A 24,155-nucleotide genomic window follows, 5' to 3' on the forward strand; every position below is an offset into this window, starting at 1 on the left:
TCACGCCGTCGGCGGGGCGACATAGCCCCCGGCGGTGGCGTCGTCGCCGGCGTTGTCGGCCGGGAAGAGCAGCACGTGCTCGGCGCGCCACGAGCAGACCACGGGGTCGCCGAGGTCGAGCAGCGGCGCGTCCGCGGTCGGGCGGCGCACGATCACGCTCTCCTCCGCCGCGGCCTGCACGAGGTACTGCATCGAGTCGCCCAGGTGCGAGACGCCGATGACGGTGCCGCGCAGCGTGTTCGGGCCCGACGCATCCTCGCCCTTCTCGATCGCGATGAACTCGGGGCGCACCGCGGCCTGGCCGACCGTGTGGCCCGCGAGGAGCGGGACGGTCGCGCGCACCGCGCCATGCGGGGCCGTGACGACCGTGCCGCCCTCGGAGACCGCGCCGCGGAAGAAGTTCTGCTGCCCGACGAAGGCCGCGACATACGCCGACACCGGGTGCGAGTACACCGTGTCGGCGTCGCCGAGCTGCTCGATGCGGCCGGCGCGCATGATCGCGATGCGGTCGCTCATCGACAGCGCCTCGCCCTGATCGTGCGTGACGAAGACGAACGTGATGCCGAGATGCGCCTGCAGAAGCTTGAGCTCCATCTGCATCTCCTCGCGCAGCTGGCGGTCGAGGGCGCCGAGCGGCTCGTCGAGGAGGAGCACCGACGGGCGGTTCACGAGGGCGCGGGCGAGCGCGATGCGCTGCTGCTGGCCGCCGGAGAGCTGCGTGGGCTTGCGGTCGGCGAAGCGGCGCATCTGCACCATGTCGAGAGCCGCCGACACGCGGTCGCGGATCTCCGACTTGGGCGTGCGGCGCTGCTGCAGGCCGTACGCGACGTTCTGCGCGACGGTCATGTGCGGGAACAGCGCGTACGCCTGGAAGACCGTGTTGACGTTCCGCTTGTGCGGGGGAGCGCCGAGCACCGACGCGCCGGAGATGCGGATGTCGCCCTCATCCGGTCGCTCGAAGCCGGCGATCATGCGCAGCGTCGTCGTCTTGCCGCATCCCGACGGGCCCAGGAGCGAGAGGAACTCGCCCGGCTGGATCGTCAGCGACAGGTCGTCGACGGCCGTCTGGTCGCCGTAGTACTTGGTCACGCGGTCGATCACGACGGAGCCGGGGGCTTCGTCGCGGACCGCTCCAATGGCGGTCGGGTCCGTCATCGTCGTTGTCACGGGTGCACCTCTCGTCGCGGCACCGGCGCCGCGTCTCAGCGATTCAATACGTCGGTTCCGCAGGTTTCAATCCGACTGATGCGGAACCGGACGATCTCATCCGGTCCATAGGTCGGTCAGACAGAGTGTCCGGTCGCGTCATCGCGCGCGGGGGTATGGATGTCGCGGTGTCCTGGCGCCCGTCGTGGCATACCGGATCACGCCAGGACGAACTGTGCGGGCGAATCGTTGTCGTCTCGTGACTTTGTCCGGGGTCTGAACGAACGCCGTCGGCCGCACGCGAAGAGGGCGCGCACCCCGATGGATGCGCGCCCTCCAGGCCGTATGCGACTACTTGCCGGTGCCCGCGAGGTACGCCGCCCACGGGTAGAACACGTAGTCGAACGCGGCCGGAGCGCCGGTGATCTTGTTGCCGAGCCACACGTCGTTCGTCAGCTCGATGCCCGGGAACATCGGCGTCATCTCGTCGTGCAGCTTCTTCTCCATGTCGACCACGAGCTTGGCGCGGGCGCTGTCGTCCTTCTCCGCGATCGCCTGACCGTACAGGTCGTCGATGCCGGTGTAGCCGGACTGGTTGAAGGAGGCGCCGGTGACCGCCGTCAGGCCCAGCCAGTCGAGCGGGTTCGGGATGTTGGGCCAGAACTGTGTGTAGAGCAAGTCGGTGCTGCCGCGCGTCGCCGGGTCGTACAGGTAGTTCGAGTAGCCGGTCGCCGGGACGACGTTGAGCTTGAACTTCAGCCCGATCTTGTCGGCGGCCGACTTCACAGCGACGCCGAACTGCTGCGTCTCAGCCTGCTGCGGCACCACGAGGCTGATCTCCTGCGACTTCACGTCGGCCGGGACGCCCGCGAGGAGCTTCTTCGCCGCGTCGATCTGCGGTGTGCCGTCGGTCTTCACGGTGTCGGCGTACGCGGTGAGCTGTTCCTTCGCGAAGCCGTACACGGCGGGGACGGTCTGCAGCGCCGTCGGCTTGCCCTGGCCGGCGTAGGTCTGCGCGCCGACGCCCTTCCAGTCGATCGCCATCTGCAGGGCCTTGCGGACATCCGCGTTGCCCATCGCGCCCTTCGTGTTCGCCACCACGAGCGTCACCTCGAGCGGCGCGGGGCCGCTGTAGAGCTTGCCGGCCGATGACGTCTGCAGCTGCGGGATGCCGGCGGTCGGCGGGCCGTACGTGCCGTCGATCTGCCCGGAGAGCAGGCCCGACGTGATGGCCGAGTCGTCGGTGACGAAGGTGAAGTCGATGTTCTTGACCTTCAGCGGCAGCTCCTTGTTCCAGTACCCGTCGTAGCGGGTGGCGCTGATCGACTGGCCCTGCGTCCACTTCACGAACTTGTACGGGCCGGTGCACATGAGGCCCACCTCGGGCGTGCCGACCTTGGCGCCGTTCTCCTCGTAGAACTTCTTCTCCACAACGACGCCGGCGAAGCTCGCGAGCTCTTCGTTGAAGAGGTAGTCCGGGGTCTTGAGCTTCACGGTGACCTGGTGGTCGCCGGTCTTCGAGATCGACGCGACGCTGTTGTAGAGGTATCCGTAGAACGTCGTCTTGTCGTCGATGTTGTGCTGCATGCTCCAGACGACATCGTCCGCCGTCATGGGCGTGCCGTCCCAGAAGGTGACGTCGTCGCGCAGCTCGTAGACCCACGTCAGCGGGTCGGGGTTCGAGAACGACTTGGCCAGGTTCGGCTTGATCTGGAAGTCCGGCGTCTGCGCGAGCAGGTTCTCGCACATGTTGGAGTTGATCATGTTCGGCGTGTAGTCGGCGCCGTGGTACGGATCGATCGTCTGCGGCTCGCCCTGGAAGACGTTCCACGTGATCTTGTCGAGCTCGGCGGTGCCCGCCGGGGTCATGGTGGTCAGCTTCGCGTCTGGGCCGGAGGAAGCGGGCTTGGCGCCGCCGGCACAGCCGGCGAGGGCGAGGACGGACGCCACGCCCACGGCGACGGCCGCCAGGCGCAGGCGACGGGATGTCGAGTGCATTGTTCGGGTTCTTCCTGTTCAGCGTCGAGCAGTGATGGATGCGGGTTCCCACCCTTCGCGCGGCACGGAGTCGCGCAGCAGGCGGGTGTACGGGTCTTGCGGGTTGTCGAGCACGTCTGCTGTGGGTCCGTGCTCGACCACGGCGCCGTGGCGCATGACGATCGTGTCGTCGGTGGCCTGGCGGATGACGGCGAGGTCGTGGCTGATGAACAGATAGCTCACGCCGCGCTTCTCGCGGATGTCGGAGAGGAGGTTCAGGATCTGCGCCTGGATCGAGACGTCGAGGGCGGAGACGGCCTCGTCGAGGATGAGGATCTCGGGCTCGGCGGCGAGGGCCCGGGCGATCGCGACGCGCTGCCGCTGCCCACCGGACAGGGACTTCGGCAGGGCGGCGAGCTGGCGGTCGTCGAGCCCGACGAGCTGGCCGAGCTCGCGCACGCGGCGCTTCGTCTCGTCGCGGCCGACCTTGAAGTGCACGGCGACGACCTCGGCGAGGCAGTCGCCGATCCGCTGGCGGCGGTCGAGCGACGTGTACGGGTCCTGGAACACGATCTGGATGTTCCGGCCGCGTTCGCGCAGGCGCCGCGCTCCGCGGGCGGGCTGGGTGCGGTCCTCGCCGCGGAACAGGATGCGGCCGCCCGTCGGCCGCTCCAGGCCGATGACCATGCGCGCGGTCGTCGTCTTTCCGGACCCGGACTCGCCGACGATGCCGAGCGCACCGCCCTCGGCGAGCGTGAAGCTGACGTCCTGCACGGCGATCGCCTGGGCGCTGCCGCGGCCGAACGTCTTCGTGAGGTGCTGGACCTCGAGCAGGGGCGTGGTCACGATGCGACCTCCTCTCCGGCGGGCTCGGGCTCGGGCTGCAGCATCCGTCCGCGGAGTTCGGGCATCCGGACGCAGCGGGTGAGCCCGCCCTCGTCCCCGCTGCCCGGCGCCCCGATCTGCAGCAGAGGCGGGACGCCCTCGCGGCACGCATCCTGGGCGAACCGGCAGCGCGGGGCGAACGCACACCCCGCTGGTGCCTCGTATGCGGTGGTCGGGTGTCCGGGGATCGCCGGCAGGCGTCCCGCCCGGCGGTCGATCTCGGGGCGCGCCTGCACGAGCGCGGCGGTGTAGGGGTGCAGCGGATCGCGGTGCAGGCGGGTGGATGCCTGATGCTCCATGACCTGCCCGGCGTACAGCACGATCGTCTCGTCGCACACGGCGCCGGCGAGCTCGAGGTCGTGCGTGATGAACAGCATCGCCATCCCGTACTCGCGCTGCATCCGCTGCAGGATCCCCATGACCTCCGCCTGCGTCGTGACGTCGAGGGCGGTGGTGGGCTCGTCGGCGAGGATCAGCCGCGGGCGGGCGGCGACCGCGGCGGCGATCATGACGCGCTGCAGCAGACCACCGGAGAGCTCGTGCGGGTACTGTCGCATCCGCCGCTCCGGATCGGTGATGCCGACCTCGACGAGGAGCTCCATCGCACGCCGGTCGGCCGCGGCCTTCGGCATCCTGTCGTTCGTGCGCAGGGCCTCGGTGAGGAAGTCGCCGATCCGCCGCACCGGGTTCGTGTACGCGCGGGCGTCCTGGAAGATCATCGCGACGTCGCGGGAGCGGTAGGAGCGCAGCGCGGCTCCACGCAGATCGAACACCTCCGCGCCGTCGAACGACACCCGGCCGGTGACCGCGGCCCCGTCGGGGAGCAGCCGGTCGATCGTGCGGACCGTCATCGACTTGCCGGAACCGGACTCGCCGACGAGCCCCAGCGTGCGGCCGGCGTCGAGCGAGAACGACACGTCCTTCAGGACGGTGCGGAGCCGGCCGGCGACGGGAAGGCGGACGGTCAGGCCGTCGACCTCGAGAAGGGTCCTCATGCGCGGGCCTCCGATCGTTCGGTGAGGCGGTCGCCGAGGACGTTCACCGCGGCGACAGTGGCGACGATGAGCGCACTGGCGTAGAGGGCCTCCTGCGGGTGTCCCTGCAGCACGCCGGCCATGCCGGAGCCGACCATGGCGCCCCAGTCGGCGGTCGGCGGCTGCACGCCGAGGCCGATGAACGACAGCCCGGCGAGGTCCATCAGCGCGAACCCGAATGCCAGCGTCGCGTTCGCGACGATGAGGCCGGCGACGTTGGGGAGGATGTGCTTCAGCGAGATCCACAGGCCGTGGACGCCCTGCACCCGCAGCGCCGCCACATAAGGAAGGTTCCGCTCGCGCAGCGCCGCGGACCGCACGATGCGGGCGATGTACGGGATGTAGGCGATCGCCAGCGCCGCGACGGCGGCACCCAGGCCCGCGCCGAACAGCGCAGTTGCGAGGATCGCGAGGAGCAGCCCCGGGAAGGCGAACACGGCGTCGATGACGCGGACGGATGCCTGGTCGAACCAGCCGCCGAACCACACTGCCGCGAGGGCCACGATGACGCCGATGAGGGTGGAGGCGGCGACGACGAGGAAGGGGCCGAGGAGCGCGGTCTGCGACCCCCAGATCAGGCGCGACAGGAGGTCGCGGCCGCTCGCGTCGGCGCCGAGCAGGTGCGCGGCGCCGGAGCCCTCGTACGCGGCGGACAGGTCGACCGCGTTCGGGTCCTGCGGGGCGAGGACGGGGGCGAGGATCGCCATCGCGGCGACCGCCACGAGGACGCCGACGGCGGTCCAGCCCGAGGCGCCAAGGCTCCCGGTGCGGTGCAGGCGACGAGCCTCGCGGGCGAGCATCTGCCCGTCTGCGGACAGCGTCGTCATGTGCTCATCAGCGGAGAGCGAGGTCATGAGTCCCTCTTCCCGAGCGACACGCGGGGGTCCAGCAGCGTGTAGGCGATGTCGATGAGGGTGTTCAGCACGATGAACGCGGTGACGTAGACGAGGCAGATCGCCTGCACGACCGGGAAGTCCTTCTGCTGCACCGAGCTCACGAGGGTCTGGCCGAGGCCGCCGAGCTGGAAGACCTGCTCGACGACGACGCTGCCCGCGATGAGGCCGGCGATGGTGAGGCCCGCCACTGTGAGGACGGGCATCGCGGCGTTGCGCACGACGTGGCGGCGCACGACGACGCTGCGCGGCAGTCCGCGGCTCGTGGCGGTCTGCACGTGGTCGGCCGACATCTCCGCGCGGATCGCGGCCTGCGCGAGCCGCGCGACGAACGCCACGGAGGCGAGCGCCAGCGAGATGGCCGGAAGGACGGTGTGGTACACCGCATCCACCCCTGGCGTCCCCGCCCCGAAGACCGGGAACCAGCCCAGGTTCACGGCGAACACGATGATCAGCACCACCGCCGCGACGAATGTCGGCACGGCCATGATCGCGGTCGCGCCGGCCATCGTCGACCGTGACAGGAACCCGGGCTTCAGGCCCGCATACGCGCCGATCGACAGCCCGGCGACGAGAACGACGATCGCCGCCATGAAGACGAGGAGGATCGTCGCGGGCGCCCGGGCGGCGAGGATCGACGACACCGGCTGGTTGTAGATGATCGACGTGCCGAAATCGCCGTGCACCACGCCCTGCAGCCACAGCAGGTACTGCTGCCACACCGGGTCGTTGAGGTGGTACTGCTCCGCCAGCTTGGCGATGGCTTCCGGGCTCATCGTACGGCCGTGCGTGAGGAACGTGATCGGGTTGCCGGGCGCTGCGTACAGCGCGCCGAAGACGACGACGCTCGCGATGAGCAGCGTCACGATGAGCCCGATGACGCGGCCGCCGATGAAGCGGACCGTCGGCCAGCCCGCCCACCGTGACGACCGCTGGACGGCGACGACGGTCGTCGTGCTCATGAGCGGACCTCCGCAGGCGCAGCGCGGTGGACCGTGCGTCCGCCGACGACCGTGCGGACGACGCGCGCATCGAGCAGCTCGTCGGCCGGCGCCTCGAACACGTCGCGGTCGAGCACGATGAAGTCCGCGTACAGGCCCTCGGCGAGGCGCCCGTGGGTGTCGTCGGAGCGGCTCGCCCATGCGGCATCCCGCGTCGCGTGCACGATGGCGTCCGCGAGCGGCAGCGCGTAGTGCGCGAAATTCGCCGGGAGCGACGGGTCGAGCGGCGAGCGCCGCGTCGCGGCGATGAACATGTTCGGCAGGGGCTGATGCGGCGCGGTCGGTGAATCGGTGCCGAAGACCAGCCGGGCGCCCGCATCCGTCATCTCCGGCCAGGGGAACCCGCGCTCGACGCGCGCGTCGTGGTCACCGCCGAGGACGTGGCGCCAGTTCTCCTGGTTGGCCGGATCCGCGTGGACGGGCTGCATGCTCGCGGTGATGCCGAGGGCGGCGAGCCGCTGGATGTCGGCGGCCTCCACGACCTCGAGGTGCTCGATGCGGTGGCGGCGCTCGCGGGGGCCATTCGCCGCGACAGCGGCCTCGACGGCGCCGATCGCGATGCGTACGGCCTCGTCGCCGATCGCGTGCATCGCGACCTGCAGGCCCGCCGCATCCGCCGCCGTGACGACGGGAGCGAGCTCCTCGAGGCTCCACACCGGGTCGGCTTTCGAGCCGTCGGCGTAGGGGCGGCCGAGGGAGGCGGTGCAGCCGTCGACGGTGCCGTCCACCATGACCTTGATGCCCGTGACCCTCAGGAAGGGCGTGGCCTTCTCTTGCGCCAGCGAGGCCGCACGGGCGACCTGGGCGAGGTTCGCGGCCGCGTCGCCGGTCGGCTGGATGCGCCAGAACGCGGCGATGCGGGTCGTCAGGGTGCCGGCCGCATCCGCCCGCCGCATGGCGGCGTAGTCGTCCTCGCCGAGCGCCATGTCGGTCGATCCGGTGACCCCGGATTCGGCGTAGCCGGCGAGAGCAGCGGCCAGGGCGGAGTCGCGCTCGGCATCCCCGGTGAACCCGTCGAGGACGGGCCAGACGAGCCGGTGCATCGCGGTCTCGTCGACGTAGCCGGTCGCGTGTCCGTCGGCGTCGCGGTGGACGGTTCCGCCGGGCGGGGAGACCGTCGAGTCGTCGATGCCGACCTCGGCGAGGGCCGCGGTGTTGAGCCAGATCGAGTGGAAGTCGTACGTCTGCGCATAGACGGGACGGCCAGCGGCGACGGCGTCGAGCATGCTGCGGTCGGGCGTGCCGCCGGGGATGTCGCCGTGCTTCCAGCCGGTCGCGTGGATGCGGGGAACGTCCGGGTGATCCGACGCCCAGTCGGCGATGCGGCGCTGGATCTCCTCGAGCGAGCCCGCGCCCCACAGGTCGACCTGGCCGGCCGCTTCGCCGGTGCCGACGATGTGCGCGTGCCCGTCGACGAAGCCGGGGAGCACAGTCGCGCCGCCGAGGTCGTGGATCGCGGCATCGGGGCCCGCGACGCGCGCGGCGGTCGACTCGTCGCCGACGTAGGCGATCCGATCGTCGACCACGACCAGGGCATCGGCCCACGGCCGCCGGTCGGCGGTGAAGATCCGTGCGCTGCGGTACAGATGGGGTGACATCGTCGTCCTCCGGGAGTCGGTCGGGATCAGAAGCGTTCGAGGCCGTCGCGAGCGGCTTCGTCGGGGGTTCCGGCTCGGTAGTCGAGGCCGAAGCCCGCGACGTCGAGCGAGATGGTGAGGAGGGTGCCCCACTGCTCGTGCACGGCCTTCGCGGCATCCGGATGCATGCACACGATCGCGCCTGCGCCGTCGGTGCCGCAGAACGCGCCGGCGCGCTGCGCGGGCGTCAGGGCGACCATCGCCGCCCGGGCCTCGCGGGTGTGCTCGAAGCGCTCCGTCGACACGGCGTCGGCGGTGATCGTGTCGCCGGCGGCGAGCACCGGGTCGAGGAAGTGGTTGGTGTGGATGAGCCAGCCGTCCTCGGCGGGGCGGACGACGCCGATGCCGTCCGGCGCCATCTCGATCGAGGCCGCGCCGTCGTGGACGGTCGCGACCGTGAGGACGGTGGATGCCGACACGGCGGCGGATGCGGCAAGGTCCCGCGCCTCGGCGACGGTCGTCGCCTCTTCGAGCACCCGACGGGCGATCGCGTGCACGGGAACGCCGGCGTCGACGCCGTCGGAGCGGTGCGACAGGATGTTGAAGTGCAGGCCCAGTCCGCCGTCGTTGACGCCGATCTTGGCGGCCGTGCCGAACTCGGTGAAGAGCTTCACGCCGCGGCCGCCCTTCGTGGCGAAGGCGAGCAGCAGGCCGTCGGGCGCGAGGGTGTCGTGCCAGTCCCACGTCTGGATCGTCTCGGGGGCGCCGCCCGCCGGCGGAACGTACACGGCGGTCGTGCACTCGCCGAGGGTCGGCGCCTTCGCGAGGATCTCGGTGCGTGCACCGACAGCGGCGACCTGCCACGCCTCGAGGCCGGCGGCATCCGCCATCGCGTCCGACTCCTCCGCGATGCCGGGCGCCCAGGCGCGCAGCGCGTCGTGGCTCGCGTCGGCCGTCTCGCGCACTGTTGTCTCGGTGATCCCGAGCAGCTCGAAGTGCGCGAGGTAGCGCGCGCTGGCATCGCGCACGTGCAGGGCGTAGCGAGTGCCGATCTCGCGGCCGCGCTCGGCGGGGGAGGTGGCGGTGGTCGTCAGGGTGTGCAGCTTCATCGCGTATTTCCGTGTCGTGCCGTCGTCCTCGACGGGTGTCGTCCTCGACTGGCGGAATCACGCTAAGTGCATAAAACCTTTAATACAACGGTATTAAAGGTTTAATATCGGGGGGACGGTGAGAGGGGACAGGATGCCGCGCACCAAAGGGGTCACGATCCGCGATGTGGCGCAGCGCGCCGGGGTTTCGATCGCCGCTGTCTCCATGGCCCTCAACGACACCGGGACGCTCAGCGCAGAGACGCGCCTGCGCATCCGCGGCGTCGCGGAGGAGATGGAGTACGAGGCCGATGCCCTCGCACGGGGACTCCGCCGCTCCTCGGTCGGCGCGATCGGCATCGTCATGCGCTCGCTCGACTCGCTCGGCCAGTACGCGCCGCGCGGCGTCGACGTCTTCACGCGCTACATCGGCGCCGCATCCTCGCTCGCGGCCGACCGGGGTCTCAGCGTCATGCTCGTGCCCGACCCGACGCGGCGGCCGACCCCGCCGCTCGCGCTGTCTCTCGACGGCTACATCGTCGCGATGCCCCACCTCGACGACCCCGTCGTGCGGCTCTTCGAGCGTCGCGGCATCCCGTACGTCACGCTCGGGCGCGACCCGAGCCGCCCGGGCTTCACGGACTGGGCGACGGAGGACGAGGCGATGACCCTCCGTCGCATCCTCGAGCACTTCCACGCCGCGGGCGCTCGCTCGATCGTGCTCGTGCACGGCACCGACCCCAATGCGTGGAACCTCGACAGCGAATCGACCTACCGCGCCTGGTGCGCCGACCACGACGTCGAGCCCCGCGTCCACGCGGCTCCCGAGGGATCGGGGGAGGAGGGCGGTACGGCCGTCGCCGGCGAGATCGTGGATGGAGGCATCCCCGACGCGGTCCTGTGCCTCACGGGGCGCCACGCGGCGGGAGTGCTCGCGGGGCTCCACGCCCACGGCATCGCGGTTCCCGAGCGCACGATGATCGCGACGGCGTCCGACTCCGAGCACACGCGGCACAGCCGTCCGGCGATCTCCGCGGTCGAGCTCAACCCGGAGGCGACGATGCGGGCGCTGCTCGATCTCTTGCAGGCGCGCATCGCCGGCGAGCCGAGTGCCGGGCCGATCGTCACCCCGGCGCGGTTCCGCGTGCGGGCGTCGTCGCGGCGCTGACGCGGCCCGACGTTGACGCGGCCCGGCGCTGACGCGGCCCGGCGCTGACCCGCCGGCGCTGACCCGCCGCCGCTGACGCGGCCCGGCGCTGACGCGGCTGACGCTGACCCGCCGGCGCTGACCCGCCGGCGCCATTCAGGACATACGGGCCGCCGGAGCGGATATGCGCACGATCGACGACATGTCCTGATCCGTTGTGGTCAGCGGACGCTCGTATGCTCAGCGCACGCTCGTGATCGGCAGCACGCGCCGGGGAAGGCGGCGCGGCCGGCGCTTCAGCCTGCCGGTTCGCGGTCGGGCTGGCAGTTCGGGCACCAGAAGACCTGGCGCTCGCGGGTCGCGTCGGCGCCGAGCGACATCGACCGGATCGTCGTCCCGCATCGTCGGCAGGGCCGCCGCTCGCGGCCGTACACCCAGTCCGTGTTGCGGATGTCGCCCGTGAACGTGCGGTTCACGCGATCGCGGTTCGCGCGGATCGTGCGGACGCCGAGGGCGACGAGCGCCTCCGCGTCTGTCTGGCTGGCGGGCGTCTGCGGGTGGATGCCGCGCAGGAACAGCAACTCGCTCGCGTACTCGTTGCCGAAGCCGGCGATGTTGCGCTGATCCTGCAGGGCGACGTGGATGGGGCGGGTGTCGGCGTGCAGGTGCGCGGCGGCGGTCGCCGCATCCCAGTCGTCCTGGAGCGGGTCGGGGCCGAGGTAGCCGACGATGCGGTCCTCGTCGGCGGTGCGGACGAGCTCGACGACGCCGAGATCGAAGCCGACCGTCTCGGCGCTCTCGGTCGCGACGACGGCGCGGGCGCGGAACCCCGGCTTGCGCCACCGCTGCCCGGGCGCGTAGACGTGCCATTCGCCCTCCATCTTGAGGTGCGTGTGGAGCGTGTAGTCGCCGATGCGGTGCAGGATGTGCTTGCCCCGCGCGACGACCTCATGGACCGTCTCGCCCGTGAGGTCGGACGTCGCCGCCCGCGGCACGCGCAGGTCGAAGCGCGTCACGACTCCGCCGTGCAGTGCGGTGTCGAGCCGGTGTGCGGCCTGCCAGACGGTGTCGCCCTCAGGCACGCGGGATCCGCACGCTACGCATGGGCCGCCCGGCTTCGCAGCGTCAGCCCGCGCGTCGACTCGACGAACCCGGCCGCCCGTAGCGCGCGACCCACCTCCGTCGTGTAGACGAAGACGCCGTTGACCTGCTCGATCGTGAGGGTCTCGAGGCGCCGGGTCTGCGCCGTTTCGGCGAGGCTGAGGGTCGCTGCCGCGAGCAGCTGCTCATCGTCCGTGAACGCGAGGGCGGTCTTGCCGCCCCGCTCGAGGTAGAGGACGAGCGCGCCGTCGACGAGCACGACGAGCCCCCCGGCCTTGCGTCCGGGGCGGTGGCTGATGCCCTCGAGCGCGGGCCACTGGAGCGCGGCGCCGTACGGATTCGCGGGGTCGGTCGCGGCCAGCGTCAGCGCGCTGTGCGGAGGCGGGTCCGGGAGATTCGCGAACTCCCGCAGCCGGTCGACGGTGGCGGATGCGGCGAACTGGGCCGCCCCGAGCTTCTCGATGACGTACCCGCGGCGGCAGTGCCCGGCCTCTTCGAAGCCGGCGAGAATGCGGTAGGTCTGCGCGAATCCGCCCGGTACGCCCTCCGTCTGCACCGACCCGCGGGTGACGACGCCGTAGCGGTCGAGGAGCATGCTCGCTGTGGCGGTTGCGCGCAGCGAGGGATCGGGCTCCGGGGCGGGCAGCGCCGACCAGCGGCCGGCGAGAGCGGGCGGTCGCGGCGGTGGGGATGCGGCCGGGCCGCCGCGGCTTCCCGCTGCCGCCGAGGTGCCGCCCGGGGCGAACGCGACGCCCGAACCGCTGCCCGGGTTGAGGGCGATGCCGCGGTACAGCCGGGCTCGCGGTGCGCGGCGCTTGGCGCGGTGGGCCTGCGACCCGCCGCCGAGGAGCCCGCGCACCGGTGCGAACGTGTCGTTCGTGATGCGCCCCGCCCACGTCAGCGCCCACAGCGCCTCGACGACGGACTGCTCGTTCTCCGCCTGCACGATCTGCTGGAGCTGGCTCGCGAAGTACGCGCCGCCGCCCGTCAGGACCTCGAGCAGCTGCTGCTCGAGGGTCGACAGCTCGGCATCCTCTTCGGGGCGCAGCGAGTAGGGAGCCGAGTCGGCGGGATGCAGTGCGATCCAGCCGTCGCGGCCAGGCAGCGCGCCGTGCCCCGACCACACGACCTCGCCCGTGGCGGTCAGCTCGTCGAGCATCGCGGGGGAGTAGTCGGAGACCCGCATCGGCAGGATGAGCGACTCCCACGCGCTCGCCGGGATCGGCACGCCGGCCAGCTGCTCGATGACGGCGAGCACCCCGTCGATCCCTTCGAGCGGACGGTCGATGTGCTGCCACGCGGGCAGGAACCGCGCGAACGCGCTCGGCGGGACGGGCTCGACGCTCCCGCGGATCGCCGCGAGCGACCGCATCCTGAGGCGCCGCAGGACCTCGGAGTCGCACCATTCGAGGTCGTCCGGAGGCCCGGTGCGTGTCGACTCGCTTCGCTCGCTCGACGACCCGCGGGAGGTCGCCGAGGCATAGCCCTCAGGCAGGAAGTACCCGCTCGCGACTCGGCCCTGTCCCTCGAGGCGCTGCAGCGTCTGGCGCGCGATGGCCGCGCCGATGCCGAGGCGGGTGGCGACAGCATCCGCCCGGAACGGCGCATGCGTGCGTGCGTACCGCGCCACGAGATCGCCGAGCGGATCGGCGAGGGGTTCGAGGAAGGCCGTGGGGATGCCGACCGGCAGCGCTGTGCCGAGCGCGTCGCGCAGGCGTCCCGCATCCTCGATCGCCGCATACTGGGCCACCCCGCCGACCGTCACCCGGATCGCCCTCCGCGCCGCGACGAGCGCCTCGAGGTGCGCGGATGCCTCCGAGAGGGAGGTGTCGCTCCACTGGTCGCTGCGTTTCGTCTCGCTTCGCTCGCTCAACGACCGGGGGTCGGTGTCTGCCTGCGGGTCGTTGAGCGAGCGAGGAACGACCGAGTCGAGACGCGCTGCGCCGTCCTCGCTGCGTTTCGTCTCGCTTCGCTCGCTCAACGACCGGGGGTCGGTGTCTGCCTGCGGGTCGTTGAGCGAGGGAGGAACGACCGAGTCGAAACGCGCTGAGCCGTCCGCGGAACCGTCGGCGGGCTGCAGCCGGTCGGCGACCTCTGCCGCATCCAGCGGACCGAGCACGCGCAGGAGATCGGCCACGCCCTCGATGCCCCGCGCCCGCCGCTCGGGATCGAGGCGCTGCGCCTCGCGCTCGAACTGCGCGATGACATCGGGGTCGAGGAGCTCCCGCATCTCGACCTTGCCGAGCAGCTCCGACAGCAGCGAGGGGTCGACCGACAGCGCCGCGGCCCGCCGCTCGGCGAGGGGCGAATCGCCCTCGTACATGAACGCGCCGACGTATCCGAACAGCAGGTCCCGCGCGAACGGCGACGGCTGGTTGGTCGTGGTCTCGACGAGGCGGATGCGGCGCTCCGCGATGCCGCGCGCCAGCTGCAGCAGCGCGGGCACGTCGTAGACGTCCTGCAGCACCTCCCGCAGCGTCTCGAGGATGATCGGGAACGTCGGATGCTCGCGCGCGACCTCGAGCAGCTGCGCCGATCGCTGCCGCTGCTGCCACAGCGGGCTGCGCTTGCCCGGATTGCGGCGGGGCATCAGGAGCGCCCGCGCCGCGCACTCGCGGAACCGCGAGGCGAAGAGGGCCGACCCGCCGACCTCGTCGGTGACGATCTGGTCGAGCTCCTCGGCGTCGAAGACGAAGAGCTCCGCACCCGGGGGTTCGGTCTCGGTGTCGGGGATGCGCGCGATGATGCCGTCGTCGCTCGCGACCGCGGAGCCCTCGACCCCGAGGCGCTCGCGGATGCGCGCGTTGACGGCGAGCGCCCACGGCGCGTGCACGGGCATGCCGTACGGGGAATGCAGGATGACGCGCCAGTCGCCGACCTCGTCGCGGCTGCGCTCCACCGTCAGTGTCTTGTCGGTCGGGAGGCTGCCGGTCGCTTCCCGCTGCTCGTCGAGGTAGGCCAGCAGGTTGGCCGATGCCCGCTCGTCAAGCCCGGCCTCGCGCAGCCGCGCCTCGGCCTTCGGCCGCGGGCCGGTGGTCAGCTCGCGCGAGAACCTGCCGAGCGCTTCGCCGAGCTCCGCTGGACGGCCCAGGCCGTCGCCGTGCCAGAACGGCACCTTGCCCGGCTGGCCGAACGCGGGCAGCACGTTGACGCGGTCGTGCGTGATCTCGACGATCCGCCAGCTGGTCGTGCCGAGCGTGAAGACGTCGTTGACGCGCGACTCGTAGACCATCTCCTCGTCGAGCTCGCCGACGCGCGCGTTCTGCGACTCGCCCGCGACGAAGACGCCGAACAGTCCCCGATCGGGGATCGTGCCGCCGCTCGTGACCGCGATCCGCTGCGAGCCGGGACGTCCGGTCAGCGTGCCTTTGTCGCGGTCCCACACGAGCCGTGGCCGCAGCTCGGCGAACTGGTCAGACGGATACCGCCCGGCCAGAAGATCGAGCGTCGCCTCGAACGCCGACCTCGGGAGGGTGCGGAACGGGGCGCTGCGCTTGACGGTCTCGAACCATTCCTCGACCTCGATCGAGCCGAGGGCGGATGCGGCCACCGTCTGCTGCGCGAGGATGTCGAGCGGATTCTGCGGCACCGAGATCGCCTCGATCTGGCCTGCCAGCATCCGCTCCGTCACGATCGCGGTGTGCAGCACGTCGCCGCGATGCTTCGGGAAGAGAGCCGCACGGCTGATCTCGCCGACCTGGTGCCCCGCGCGGCCGACGCGCTGGAGGCCGGACGCCGCCGACGGCGGCGCCTCGACCTGGATCACGAGGTCGACCGCGCCCATGTCGATGCCGAGCTCGAGACTCGACGTCGCGACGACGCAGCGCAGCATCCCCGACTTCAGCTCCTCCTCGACCTCGGCGCGCTGCTCCTTCGACACCGAGCCGTGGTGGGCCTTCGCGAGTACCGGGTCCGCCCCGGCCGTCGAACCGGCCTGTGCCATCGTCGCCGCGGGAACGACCGGCGCAGGCAGGTCGAGCCCGAGCCGCTCGCTGTAGATCTCGTTGAGCCGCCCGGTCAGGCGCTCCGCGAGCCGCCGGGAGTTGGCGAAGACGATGGTCGAGTTGTTCTCGAGGATGCGGTCGACGATCGCCTCCTCAACGTGCGGCCACAGCGAGCCGGTCATCTCGGTGCTCTCGGCCGGCTCATCCGACGGGACCGGGGACGCCAGACCGCCGGGATTCAGCATGTCGTCAACCGGCACGACCACCCGCAGCTCGAACGTCTTCGACGCGCGGGGTGCGACGATCTCGACCGGCTGCGCGCCGCCGAGGAAGCGGGCGACCTCGTCGATCGGCCGCACGGTCGCCGACAGGCCGATGCGCTGCGCCGGCTTGTCGAGCAGGGCGTCGAGCCGTTCGAGGGACACCGCCAGATGCGCGCCGCGCTTCGTCGCCGCGACCGCGTGCACCTCGTCGACGATCACGGTGTCGACGCCCCGCAGCGTCTCGGCCGCCTGGCTCGTCAGCATGAGGTACAGCGATTCGGGTGTCGTGATGAGGATGTCCGGGGGAGCGGTCAGCAGCTTCCGCCGGTCCGACGACGTCGTGTCGCCCGACCGGACCCCCACACGGACATCGGGGGCCGGCATCCCGAGCCGCCGCGCCGACTGTCCGATGCCGACGAGGGGTGAGCGGAGGTTGCGCTCGACGTCGACGCCGAGCGCCTTCAGCGGGGAGATGTAGAGGATGCGGGTGCGCGTCTTGTCTTCGGGCGGCGCCGCCCCCGGATGGAAGACCCGGTCGATCGCCCACAGGAACGCGGACAGCGTCTTGCCCGACCCGGTGGGCGCCACGACGAGCGCGTGCTTGCCCGAGGAGATGGCCTCCCAGGCACCGCGCTGGGCGTCGGTGGGCGCGGCGAAGGCGCCGCGGAACCAGTCCTGCGTGGCCGCGCCGAAGCGCCCGAGCACGTCGCCCATCCCACCATCTTGGTCCGGGCCGCCGACATCCGGGCGCCCGGGACCAATAGGACGGGTCAGGAGGTGACGGCCGCCTTCTCACCCGGGATCAGGATCCACAGGATCACGTACGCCCACAGCGACAGTCCGAGGAAGACGACGCCGATCACAGTCAGGACGCGCACGAGCAGGGGGCTCAGCCCGAAGCGGTGGGCGACGGCGGCGCACACTCCGGCGATCCACCGTCCGTCACGAGGTCTCACGAAGTTGTTCATGCCTCAACCCTCGCAAGGCGAGGCGCAAGTCGTAAGGATGCTGTCCCCCGAATCGCCCCGAGGGTAACCCCCACGCGGATTCGGCAGAAGCGGGAGTACTCTCGCGCCGTGGCAGGACTCGCCTGCCGGGCGGAGGACGACATGACCACCACGGCGGCACCCACGACGAACGCGAAACCGCACCGTCCGTATCTGCGACCTTCTCGGCTTCTGAAGAACGTCGACCCCGCCCGCCTGCACCCCGCCGTCCTCGCCCAGGCACAGCACCGGGCCGCCAGTATCCAGCTGCGCATCGCGGACTGGATCACGGCCTTCGCGGGGTCCATGGCGTTCGTCTACATCCACATCGTCCTGTTCACGGTGTGGATGCTGTGGATCGAGAAGAACCCCTGGCCGACGCTGACCCTCATCGTGTCGCTCGAGGCGATCTTCCTGTCGACGTTCGTCATGATCGGACAGAACCGCCAAGCCTCATTCCAGCAGGCCAAGGCCGACCGCGACTACAACGACCAGGAGACGCTGCTCGTCGAGAACACGGACCTCACGCGTACGATCCACGACATGTCGCAGCAGATCCAGACGCTCACGCAGCAGATCAACGATCACCTGCTGGCGACGAAGACGACGGATGCGGCGCCCTCGGCACCCGCGGCCTCGCCGGAGCCGCAGGCGCCGCCGGCCTGACGGTTTACGGCGCGGGGAACGTCACGCGGAAGGATGCGCCGCCCTCCGGCGCGCGTCCTGCTTCGAGCCGCGCGCCGAGACGGGTCGCGAGACGGACCGCGATCGACAGGCCGAGTCCGGTCCCGACCGGCCGGGTCGCGCGGTATCGGTCGTGCAGCACGCCGCGGTCGAAGACGTGCGCGAGGTCGTCGGCGGTGAGTCCCGGGCCGTCATCCCGGACCTCGATCGAGCGCGCATCCGGACGCGCCACGATCACGTTCCCTCCCGCGGGCACCGCGCGCAGCGCGTTCTCGATCAGCCCGTCGAGGAGCTGGCGCGCACGCATCGGATCGGTGTGCAGGAGCGCCGGCGCGCCCGGCTGGGCAACCAGCGAGACCTGCATCCCGCGTGCCCGGCCCGACCAGGCCAGTCCCGCGTCGGCGACGAGGGTCGCCGCATCCACGTCGGTCGGAGACACCGTGAAGTCGTCGGCCTCGAGCCGCGCGAGTTCGAGGAGGTCGCTCACGAAGCTGTCGAGGCGGGTCGTCTCCGCGACGAGCGTTGAGCCGACCGACGCCATCTCGTCGGGCTCGATCATGCCGTCGGCGAGCGCTTCGGCGTAGCCGCGGACCGCCGTCAGCGGCGTGCGCAGCTCGTGCGACACGGACAAAAGGAACTCGCGCTGCCGCGCCTCGCTCGATGCCAGCGCCCGGTCGAGCGTCGTCAGCGCGGAGGCGACGTCGTCGACCTCCGTGATGGGCTGCGGCGGGATGTCGATTCCCCGCTCACCGGCGGCGATTCGGCGCGCGAGCGCCGCCGTCGCCCGCAGCGGCCGCGCCGTCGCGCGCGCGAGGAGCGCACCCACCCCGATGGCCACCAGAAGACCGATGAGGAGCGCGCCGAGCACGGACAGCACGATCGCGCGGCTCGTCTGCTGCACATCGTCGACGCGCTGCGCCGCGACCACGGCACCGCCGCCCGCGATCGGCCGGGACACCACAACGAACTGCTTGCCGCCGGCATCCACCGTGGTCGAGATCGGCACGTCGAGCCGTGCCTGCAGGCGCGGCGGCACGAGTGCCTTGGCCGGGCCGCGCAGGGTTCCGTCGGGGGATACGACGGCGAGCCGCGTCCCGCCGGGCCCGCTCGCGGCGACCGCGCGGTCGCGGACGGCGGGGGATGCGGCGGCGAGCGTCGTCGCCTGAGTGGTGAGCTCGCGGCGCACCTGCAGGTCGACAGCGAGCGACACGAGCGGGAGGGATGCGGCGGCCGTCGCCACGACCGCCACGATCGCGACGATCGTCGTCGCGAGGAGCGTGCGGGCGCTGAGGGTCCGCATCCATTTCTTCACCCGGCGCCACCGATCGACGAGCTGCCGCTCGGCTCGCCCATGCCGTAGCCGACGCCGCGCACCGTGCGGATGGCATCCGTCCGTCCGAGCTTCGCGCGCACCTGTGCGACGTGCACGTCGACGGTCCGCGTGCCCGCGTAGGAGGCCATGCCCCACACCGCCGACAGCAGGTGTTCGCGCGAGAAGACGCGATGCGGCTCGCGCATGAGCTGCGCGAGGAGCGCGAATTCGGTGGCGGTGAGGTCGACCGGCTCGCCCGCGACGGACACGCTGTGGCGCTGCTCGTCGAGGACGATGTCGCCGCTGCGCAGCGGCTCCTCGGCCGGACGCGCCGTCCGTCGCAGCACCCCGCCGACGCGGGCGACGAGCTCGCGCGGGGAGAACGGCTTCGTGAGGTAGTCGTCGCCGCCGAGCTCGATCCCGAGGATCCGGTCGACCTCGTCGTCGCGTGCCGTCACGAAGACGATCGGCGTCCAGTCGCCCTCCGCGCGGAGGGCCCGGCAGACCGCGAGGCCGTCCATCGTCGGGATGCCGATGTCGAGCACGATCGCCACCGGACGAAGATCCCGGATGCGGCGCAGCGCCGCCGCGCCGTCGCGCTCGACGTGCACGCCATAGCCCGCGTCGACGAAGTACCGGCGCTGCACGTCGGCGATCGCCGGCTCGTCCTCGACGAGCATGACGAGCCCGTTGCGCGCATCCACGGTCACATTCCACCAGCGCGTCCATTGGCGCAGGGTGTGAATCCGCACGCTTTACACACCTCGAACATGACTCTCACCGACGGATTGCACAGGCGGCGCACGCTGAGCGCATGAACACCTTCTCGAACATCTGGTCCCGCCGCCGCAACCGCGTCATCGCCGCGGTCGTCGGAGCGGGCATCGCGGGAGTCGCGGTCATCGGGGGCACCGTCGCCGATGCGAACGCCTCGACGGGCGCGGCTTCGACGACGGCGGTCGTCCCCGCCGCCGCCACGACCCCCGCGCCGTCCGCTGGGACGGCGAAGGCGGATGCGGCGCGCCTCCGCGCGGCCATGAAGGGCATCCGCGCGCTGCCCGCCGCGCAGCGCCCCGCCGCGTTCCTGCAGCTCAAGGCCGACGTCCTCGCGGGGAAGTACGGGCTCCGCGCGAAGCGCGACCTCGCCGCGATCGACGCCGTCGTGGCCTCCAATCCCGCAGGCCTGCGCGGCGCGCTGCTGCGGCTCGCCGAAGCGCACCCGCCCGTCGCGAAGAAGGCGTCGGGCTCGGGTTCGTCGCTGCCGACGCCCGCGCCGACGGTGACTCCCTCCGCCTGACCTCGGACGTTCGGCGCGTTTCGTCTCGGTCGTTCCTCCCTCGCACAACGACCACGCGTGGTGCGTATGCCCACTGGTCGTTGAGCGAGCGAAGCGAGTCGAAACGCGCTGACGTTTCGAGTTCGGCTTGCGGCGTTTCGTCTCGGTCGTTCCTCCCTCGCTCAACGACCGGCGGGCGGCATTACCCGCGGGTCGTTGAGCGAGCGAAGCGAGACGAAACGCAGCGAGCCGACGGGCGGCGGGGGCTACAGCCGGGGGGTTCGCGGCGGCTCGGTGCGCCGCATCCCCGTCGCCTCGAACGCCGCAGCGATCCGCAGGAGCGCGGTGTCGTCGTACGCCCGTCCGGAGATCGTGAGGCCCACCGGCATCCCGATGTCCGCCGTCGTCCCCATCGCCACGGTGATCGACGGGATGCCGAGGTGCCGGGGCACGATGTTGCCGTTGGCGACCCACACCCCGTTGCGCCAGCCGAGGTCGGCGGATGCGGGGTTCACGTCCATGTCGGCGGGGCCGATGTCGGCCATCGCGGGGTAGGCGATCGCGTCGAGTCCGAGGCCGTCCATCCACTCCTCGACGTCGATGCGCCGCGTCTCCTCCAGGCCGCGCACGCCCTCCGCCATGTGGGGGATCGTCGTCATGTCGGTGATCGGCTGGGCCCGGAAGAGCGCCGGCAGCTCGTTGATGTCGTCGTCGAAGCCGTCGTACCGGTCGGGCAGAGCGCCCGGCGGAGCCGGCCAGATCTTCGCGCCGTCGACCTGCGCCAGCGTGGTCAGCGCAGGGTCGCCGTTCGCGTCGAGGAAGTCGTTCCAGCTCCACGCGCACAGCTCGACGACCTCGCTGCGCAGGAAGTCGGCGGGCACGATGCCGCGGGTGGCGATGGTCGGCGCCCCGGCGCGGTCGCCCTCGTAGTTCGTGACGGCGGGGAAATCGACCTCGACGACCTCGGCACCGGCGGCCTCGAGGTCGGCGCGTGCGGCCCGCCAGAGATCCATCACGGACTCCCGCGTCTCGACCCGGCGGCCGGTCGGGCCGCCGATGCCGGTGCCCGTGCCGGCATCCGGGTCCGCGTTGATGTACATCCGCGGGACGCCGAAGCGCTTGCCGCGGAGCGTCGCGCGCGCCGCATCCTGACCCTCAGGCGCCAGATCCGCATACGACGACGGCCGCACCGCCGAGGCCGTCGGCAGCGCCACCCACGGCTGGGCGCGCCAGAAGTCGCCGCGCGTCTCCGCGTCGTCCGCGACGACGACGTCGAGGATCTCGAGGAGGTCGGCCATCGTGCGCGCGTGGGGGACGACGACGTCCTGCGTCGGCACGAGCGGCCAGTTGCCGCGCACCGAGATCACGCCGCGGCTCGGGCAGTAGGCGACGAGCGCGTTGCAGGATGCGGGCGCCCGCCCGCTCGACCACGTCTCCTCGCCGAGGCCGAAGGCGCCGAAGGACGCCGCGGTCGCGGTGCCGGAGCCGTTCGACGATCCGGAGCCGAACGCGGAGGTCAGGTACGCCGCGTTGTAGGGGCTCTCCGCGCGGCCGTAGACGCCGCGCTGCATCCCGCCGTTCGCCATCGGCGGCATGTTCGTGAGGCCCAGGCAGATCGCGCCGCCCGCGCGAAGGCGCTCGATCGTGAACGCGTCGCGCTGCGCGACGAGCTGTGCGAACGCGGGGGAGCCCGCGGCGGCGGTGAGCCCGCGCACGAGGTACGAGTCCTTCGCGGTGTAGGGGATGCCGTCGAGCGGGCCTCGTGTCTCGCCCGCAGCGCGACGCACGTCGGATGCCTCGGCTTCGGCGAGCGCGTCGGGATTGCGCACCACGACGGCGTTCAGGGCCGTCTCAGTGCCGAGCGGGTCGTACGCGTCGATGCGGGCGAGGTAGGCGTGCACGAGCTCGACGCTCGTCGTCGCGCCGGACTCGAGCGCGGCGCGCAGATCGGCGATGGATGCTTCTACGACATCGAACATTGCGTGCTCCATTTCGTGGCACCGGTCCCCGAGCTTGTCGTGGGGCGGGGGTCTGACTGCGTGTGCCGACGCCTCGACAAGCTCGGCGACCGACGGTGCGGATCAGCGGACGGGGACGGCGGGCTGCTGCTGGGTGATGCAGTGGATGCCGCCGCCGCCGGCGAAGATCTGCCGGGCGTCGATCGTCACGGCGCGGCGGTCGCCGGGGTACGCGGCCTCGAGGATCTCGCGGGCCCGCGCGTCCCCCTTCTCGTCACCGAAGCCGCACGCGATGATGCCGCCGTTGACGACGAGGTGGTTGACGTACGAGTAGTCGACGAAGCCCTCTTCGTCGCGGATCGTCTCGGGCGCAGGCAGGTCGATGATCTCGAGGGTGCGGCCCGCCGCATCCGTCTGCCCGTCCAGGAACTCGCGCAGCGCCTTCGAGACCTCGTAGTCGGGGTGCTCGGGGTTCTGCTGCTGGTGCAGCATGACGGTGCCGGGACGGCCGAACGCGGCCACGATGTCGACGTGGCCGTTCGTTCCGAAGTCGTCGTAGTCGCGCGTCAGGCCGCGGGGCAGCCAGATCGTCTTCGTCGTGCCGAGCGTGCGGGCGAACTCCGCCTCGACGCGGGCCTTGTCGGCGTACGGGTTGCGGCGCTTGTCCAGCTGCACCGTCTCGGTGATCAGGATCGTGCCCTCGCCGTCGACGTGGATGCCGCCGCCCTCGTTGACGAGCATCGAGCTGACGAGCTCCGACCCGACGAGGCCGGAGACGAGCCGCGCGTGCTCGGCGGACTTCTCGAAGTCCGACCAGCCGCGGTCGCCCCATCCGTTGAAGACCCAGTCGACCGCGCCGAGAGCCCCGGTCGCGTCGTCGACGACGAACGTCGGGCCGTGGTCGCGGAACCAGAACTCGTCGACCGGCGCCTCGACGATCTCGATCTCGACGCTCAGCATGCGCCGTGCGCGCGCGACCTCGGACGGGTCGACGACCATCGTCACGGGCTCGAAGTCGATGATCGCGTTGGCGACCGAGCTCCACGCCTCGTAGAAGCGCTCCTGCTCTGCGGGATCGTCGCCGAGCGTCTGCCCCTCGGCGGGGAACGCCATCCACGTGCGTTCGTGCGGCGCACCCTCGTGCGGCATTCTCCAGGCCATGACGCCCCCTTCGGCTCCGGCTCGCGCTTATTGATCTAGCGATCAACAACAGATCTTCCTACACTGGCGTTCACGATGTCAACACCACAGCGCACCCGCAAGACCCCCGCGGCCCGGGCGGCCGAGATCCGCACGGCCGCCGCCGACCTCGCCCGCGAGCAGGGTCTCGCCGCGCTCACGCTCCGCGCCGTCGCCGAGCGCGCGGGCGTCGCGTCGGGCCTCGTCGCGCATTACACCGAGAGCATGGACGATGTCGTCGCGGAGGCCTTCGCGGACGTCGTGGGCGCCGAGCTCGCCGACGTCCGGACCATCGTCGCGGACGCACCCGAGCGCCGACTCGCTCTGCTGTTCGACGCGATCCTCGGTGGGGACCGCCGCGACGTGACCCTGGTGTGGGTCGAGGCGTGGGCGCAGGCGCGGCGCAATCCGGCGCTGTCCGGCGCGATCGATGAGCAGATGGCCGCCTGGCAGGTCTTCGTCGCGGAGATCATCTCCGACGGAAGCCGCGGCGGAGTCTTCGCGACGGAGGATCCGGATGCAGTGGCCGCTCAGCTCCTCGCAATGATGGACGGCCTCGCGGCCCACGCGATGGCGCGCGGCGCCGACCCCGCGCCCTTCGTCGCGCGTCTCGCTCGGGCGAGCGAGGTGCTGCTGGGCGCGGAGCCGGGCACCGTCACCGCGGGTTGAGGCCCCGGTCGCTGGGCGCTCGGCGGCGCGTCGGT

General features: G+C 71.6%; 19 protein-coding genes. 4 read left to right on the forward strand and 15 right to left on the reverse strand.

Annotated features, from left to right (window positions below):
* The 8 genes from QSV35_RS04340 to QSV35_RS04375 all read right to left on the reverse strand — a co-directional run bounded on the left by QSV35_RS04340 (position 1) and on the right by QSV35_RS04375 (position 9,622).
* Entirely contained in the window at positions 1-1,155 is a 1,155-nt protein-coding gene (locus QSV35_RS04340; protein ID WP_419956819.1) for an ABC transporter ATP-binding protein, read from the reverse strand.
* A gap of 342 nt (positions 1,156-1,497) precedes the next feature.
* Positions 1,498-3,144, reverse strand: coding sequence for an ABC transporter substrate-binding protein (locus tag QSV35_RS04345; RefSeq protein WP_286287070.1), 1,647 nt, complete (start codon positions 3,142-3,144; stop codon positions 1,498-1,500).
* Positions 3,145-3,162: 18 nt separating this feature from the next.
* On the reverse strand, positions 3,163-3,969 hold the full coding sequence (locus QSV35_RS04350) for an ABC transporter ATP-binding protein (RefSeq protein ID WP_286287072.1): 807 nt from the start codon (positions 3,967-3,969) through the stop codon (positions 3,163-3,165).
* Positions 3,966-5,003, reverse strand: coding sequence for an ABC transporter ATP-binding protein (locus tag QSV35_RS04355; RefSeq protein WP_286287074.1), 1,038 nt, complete (start codon positions 5,001-5,003; stop codon positions 3,966-3,968). Before QSV35_RS04355 ends, QSV35_RS04350 begins: the two co-directional genes overlap by 4 nt.
* Positions 5,000-5,896, reverse strand: a complete 897-nt coding sequence (locus tag QSV35_RS04360) for an ABC transporter permease (RefSeq protein WP_286287076.1) — start codon at positions 5,894-5,896, stop codon at positions 5,000-5,002. The genes QSV35_RS04355 and QSV35_RS04360 overlap by 4 nt, the downstream gene beginning before the upstream one ends.
* Complete coding sequence (locus QSV35_RS04365) at positions 5,893-6,897, reverse strand: ABC transporter permease (RefSeq protein WP_286287078.1); 1,005 nt, start codon at positions 6,895-6,897, stop codon at positions 5,893-5,895. The genes QSV35_RS04360 and QSV35_RS04365 overlap by 4 nt, the downstream gene beginning before the upstream one ends.
* Positions 6,894-8,534, reverse strand: a complete 1,641-nt coding sequence (locus QSV35_RS04370) for an amidohydrolase (protein WP_286287080.1) — start codon at positions 8,532-8,534, stop codon at positions 6,894-6,896. The genes QSV35_RS04365 and QSV35_RS04370 overlap by 4 nt, the downstream gene beginning before the upstream one ends.
* A gap of 26 nt (positions 8,535-8,560) precedes the next feature.
* Positions 8,561-9,622: a C45 family autoproteolytic acyltransferase/hydrolase gene (locus tag QSV35_RS04375; protein ID WP_286287082.1), complete on the reverse strand. Its 1,062-nt coding sequence runs from the start codon at positions 9,620-9,622 to the stop codon at positions 8,561-8,563.
* Positions 9,623-9,755: 133 nt separating this feature from the next.
* On the opposite strand from QSV35_RS04375, the gene QSV35_RS04380 reads away from it, so the two are divergent.
* The gene (locus QSV35_RS04380; RefSeq protein WP_286287084.1) at positions 9,756-10,769 is read left to right on the forward strand and encodes a LacI family DNA-binding transcriptional regulator; all 1,014 of its coding nucleotides are present in this window, start codon (positions 9,756-9,758) and stop codon (positions 10,767-10,769) included.
* 275 nt (positions 10,770-11,044) lie between these two features.
* Here the strand turns inward: QSV35_RS04380 and QSV35_RS04385 are convergent, their stop codons facing one another.
* Genes QSV35_RS04385 through QSV35_RS04395 form a run of 3 tightly spaced genes read right to left on the reverse strand, consistent with a single transcriptional unit; the run spans position 11,045 to position 17,024 of the window.
* Complete coding sequence (locus QSV35_RS04385) at positions 11,045-11,830, reverse strand: DNA-formamidopyrimidine glycosylase family protein (RefSeq protein WP_286287086.1); 786 nt, start codon at positions 11,828-11,830, stop codon at positions 11,045-11,047.
* 14 nt (positions 11,831-11,844) lie between these two features.
* A complete protein-coding gene (locus QSV35_RS04390) occupies positions 11,845-16,770 on the reverse strand; it encodes an Lhr family ATP-dependent helicase (protein WP_286287088.1) in 4,926 nt (1,641 codons plus the stop codon).
* A gap of 56 nt (positions 16,771-16,826) precedes the next feature.
* Positions 16,827-17,024 carry a PspC domain-containing protein gene (locus QSV35_RS04395; RefSeq protein WP_286287090.1) on the reverse strand — a complete coding sequence of 66 codons (198 nt, stop codon included), beginning with the start codon at positions 17,022-17,024 and terminating at the stop codon, positions 16,827-16,829.
* Between the two features lie 108 nt (positions 17,025-17,132).
* Here QSV35_RS04395 and QSV35_RS04400 point away from each other — a divergent pair, with 108 nt between their 5' ends.
* On the forward strand, positions 17,133-17,708 hold the full coding sequence (locus QSV35_RS04400; RefSeq protein WP_286287092.1) for a DUF1003 domain-containing protein: 576 nt from the start codon (positions 17,133-17,135) through the stop codon (positions 17,706-17,708).
* A 4-nt stretch (positions 17,709-17,712) separates the two neighbouring features.
* Here the strand turns inward: QSV35_RS04400 and QSV35_RS04405 are convergent, their stop codons facing one another.
* The gene (locus tag QSV35_RS04405; RefSeq protein ID WP_286287094.1) at positions 17,713-19,026 is read right to left on the reverse strand and encodes a sensor histidine kinase; all 1,314 of its coding nucleotides are present in this window, start codon (positions 19,024-19,026) and stop codon (positions 17,713-17,715) included.
* Between the two features lie 8 nt (positions 19,027-19,034).
* Positions 19,035-19,790 (reverse strand): response regulator transcription factor, encoded by a 756-nt coding sequence (locus QSV35_RS04410; RefSeq protein ID WP_286287095.1) that lies wholly within the window; start codon positions 19,788-19,790, stop codon positions 19,035-19,037.
* 62 nt (positions 19,791-19,852) lie between these two features.
* Between QSV35_RS04410 and QSV35_RS04415 the strand changes: the two genes are divergently transcribed.
* Complete coding sequence (locus QSV35_RS04415) at positions 19,853-20,335, forward strand: hypothetical protein (protein ID WP_286287097.1); 483 nt, start codon at positions 19,853-19,855, stop codon at positions 20,333-20,335.
* 245 nt (positions 20,336-20,580) lie between these two features.
* Here QSV35_RS04415 and QSV35_RS04420 read toward each other — a convergent pair whose 3' ends face one another.
* On the reverse strand, positions 20,581-22,293 hold the full coding sequence (locus tag QSV35_RS04420) for an amidase (protein WP_286287099.1): 1,713 nt from the start codon (positions 22,291-22,293) through the stop codon (positions 20,581-20,583).
* 102 nt (positions 22,294-22,395) lie between these two features.
* Positions 22,396-23,433 (reverse strand): agmatine deiminase family protein, encoded by a 1,038-nt coding sequence (locus QSV35_RS04425; protein ID WP_286287100.1) that lies wholly within the window; start codon positions 23,431-23,433, stop codon positions 22,396-22,398.
* A 75-nt stretch (positions 23,434-23,508) separates the two neighbouring features.
* Between QSV35_RS04425 and QSV35_RS04430 the strand changes: the two genes are divergently transcribed.
* On the forward strand, positions 23,509-24,120 hold the full coding sequence (locus QSV35_RS04430) for a TetR/AcrR family transcriptional regulator (RefSeq protein ID WP_286287102.1): 612 nt from the start codon (positions 23,509-23,511) through the stop codon (positions 24,118-24,120).
* The last annotated feature ends 35 nt before the right edge of the window (positions 24,121-24,155 follow it).

Source organism: Microbacterium candidum, assembly GCF_030315975.1.
Classification (GTDB): Bacteria; Actinomycetota; Actinomycetes; order Actinomycetales; family Microbacteriaceae; genus Microbacterium; species Microbacterium candidum.

Coding starts and splice junctions, on each gene's coding strand:
- QSV35_RS04345 (WP_286287070.1), bottom strand. CDS start 3,144: ATGCACTCGACATCCCGTCGCCTGCGCCTGGCGGCCGTCGCCGTGGGC.
- QSV35_RS04405 (WP_286287094.1), bottom strand. CDS start 19,026: ATGCGGACCCTCAGCGCCCGCACGCTCCTCGCGACGACGATCGTCGCG.
- QSV35_RS04420 (WP_286287099.1), bottom strand. CDS start 22,293: ATGTTCGATGTCGTAGAAGCATCCATCGCCGATCTGCGCGCCGCGCTC.
- QSV35_RS04415 (WP_286287097.1), top strand. CDS start 19,853: ATGAACACCTTCTCGAACATCTGGTCCCGCCGCCGCAACCGCGTCATC.
- QSV35_RS04380 (WP_286287084.1), top strand. CDS start 9,756: ATGCCGCGCACCAAAGGGGTCACGATCCGCGATGTGGCGCAGCGCGCC.
- QSV35_RS04360 (WP_286287076.1), bottom strand. CDS start 5,896: ATGACCTCGCTCTCCGCTGATGAGCACATGACGACGCTGTCCGCAGAC.
- QSV35_RS04430 (WP_286287102.1), top strand. CDS start 23,509: ATGTCAACACCACAGCGCACCCGCAAGACCCCCGCGGCCCGGGCGGCC.
- QSV35_RS04355 (WP_286287074.1), bottom strand. CDS start 5,003: ATGAGGACCCTTCTCGAGGTCGACGGCCTGACCGTCCGCCTTCCCGTC.
- QSV35_RS04390 (WP_286287088.1), bottom strand. CDS start 16,770: ATGGGCGACGTGCTCGGGCGCTTCGGCGCGGCCACGCAGGACTGGTTC.
- QSV35_RS04365 (WP_286287078.1), bottom strand. CDS start 6,897: ATGAGCACGACGACCGTCGTCGCCGTCCAGCGGTCGTCACGGTGGGCG.
- QSV35_RS04375 (WP_286287082.1), bottom strand. CDS start 9,622: ATGAAGCTGCACACCCTGACGACCACCGCCACCTCCCCCGCCGAGCGC.
- QSV35_RS04425 (WP_286287100.1), bottom strand. CDS start 23,433: ATGGCCTGGAGAATGCCGCACGAGGGTGCGCCGCACGAACGCACGTGG.
- QSV35_RS04395 (WP_286287090.1), bottom strand. CDS start 17,024: ATGAACAACTTCGTGAGACCTCGTGACGGACGGTGGATCGCCGGAGTG.
- QSV35_RS04370 (WP_286287080.1), bottom strand. CDS start 8,534: ATGTCACCCCATCTGTACCGCAGCGCACGGATCTTCACCGCCGACCGG.
- QSV35_RS04340 (WP_419956819.1), bottom strand. CDS start 1,155: ATGACGGACCCGACCGCCATTGGAGCGGTCCGCGACGAAGCCCCCGGC.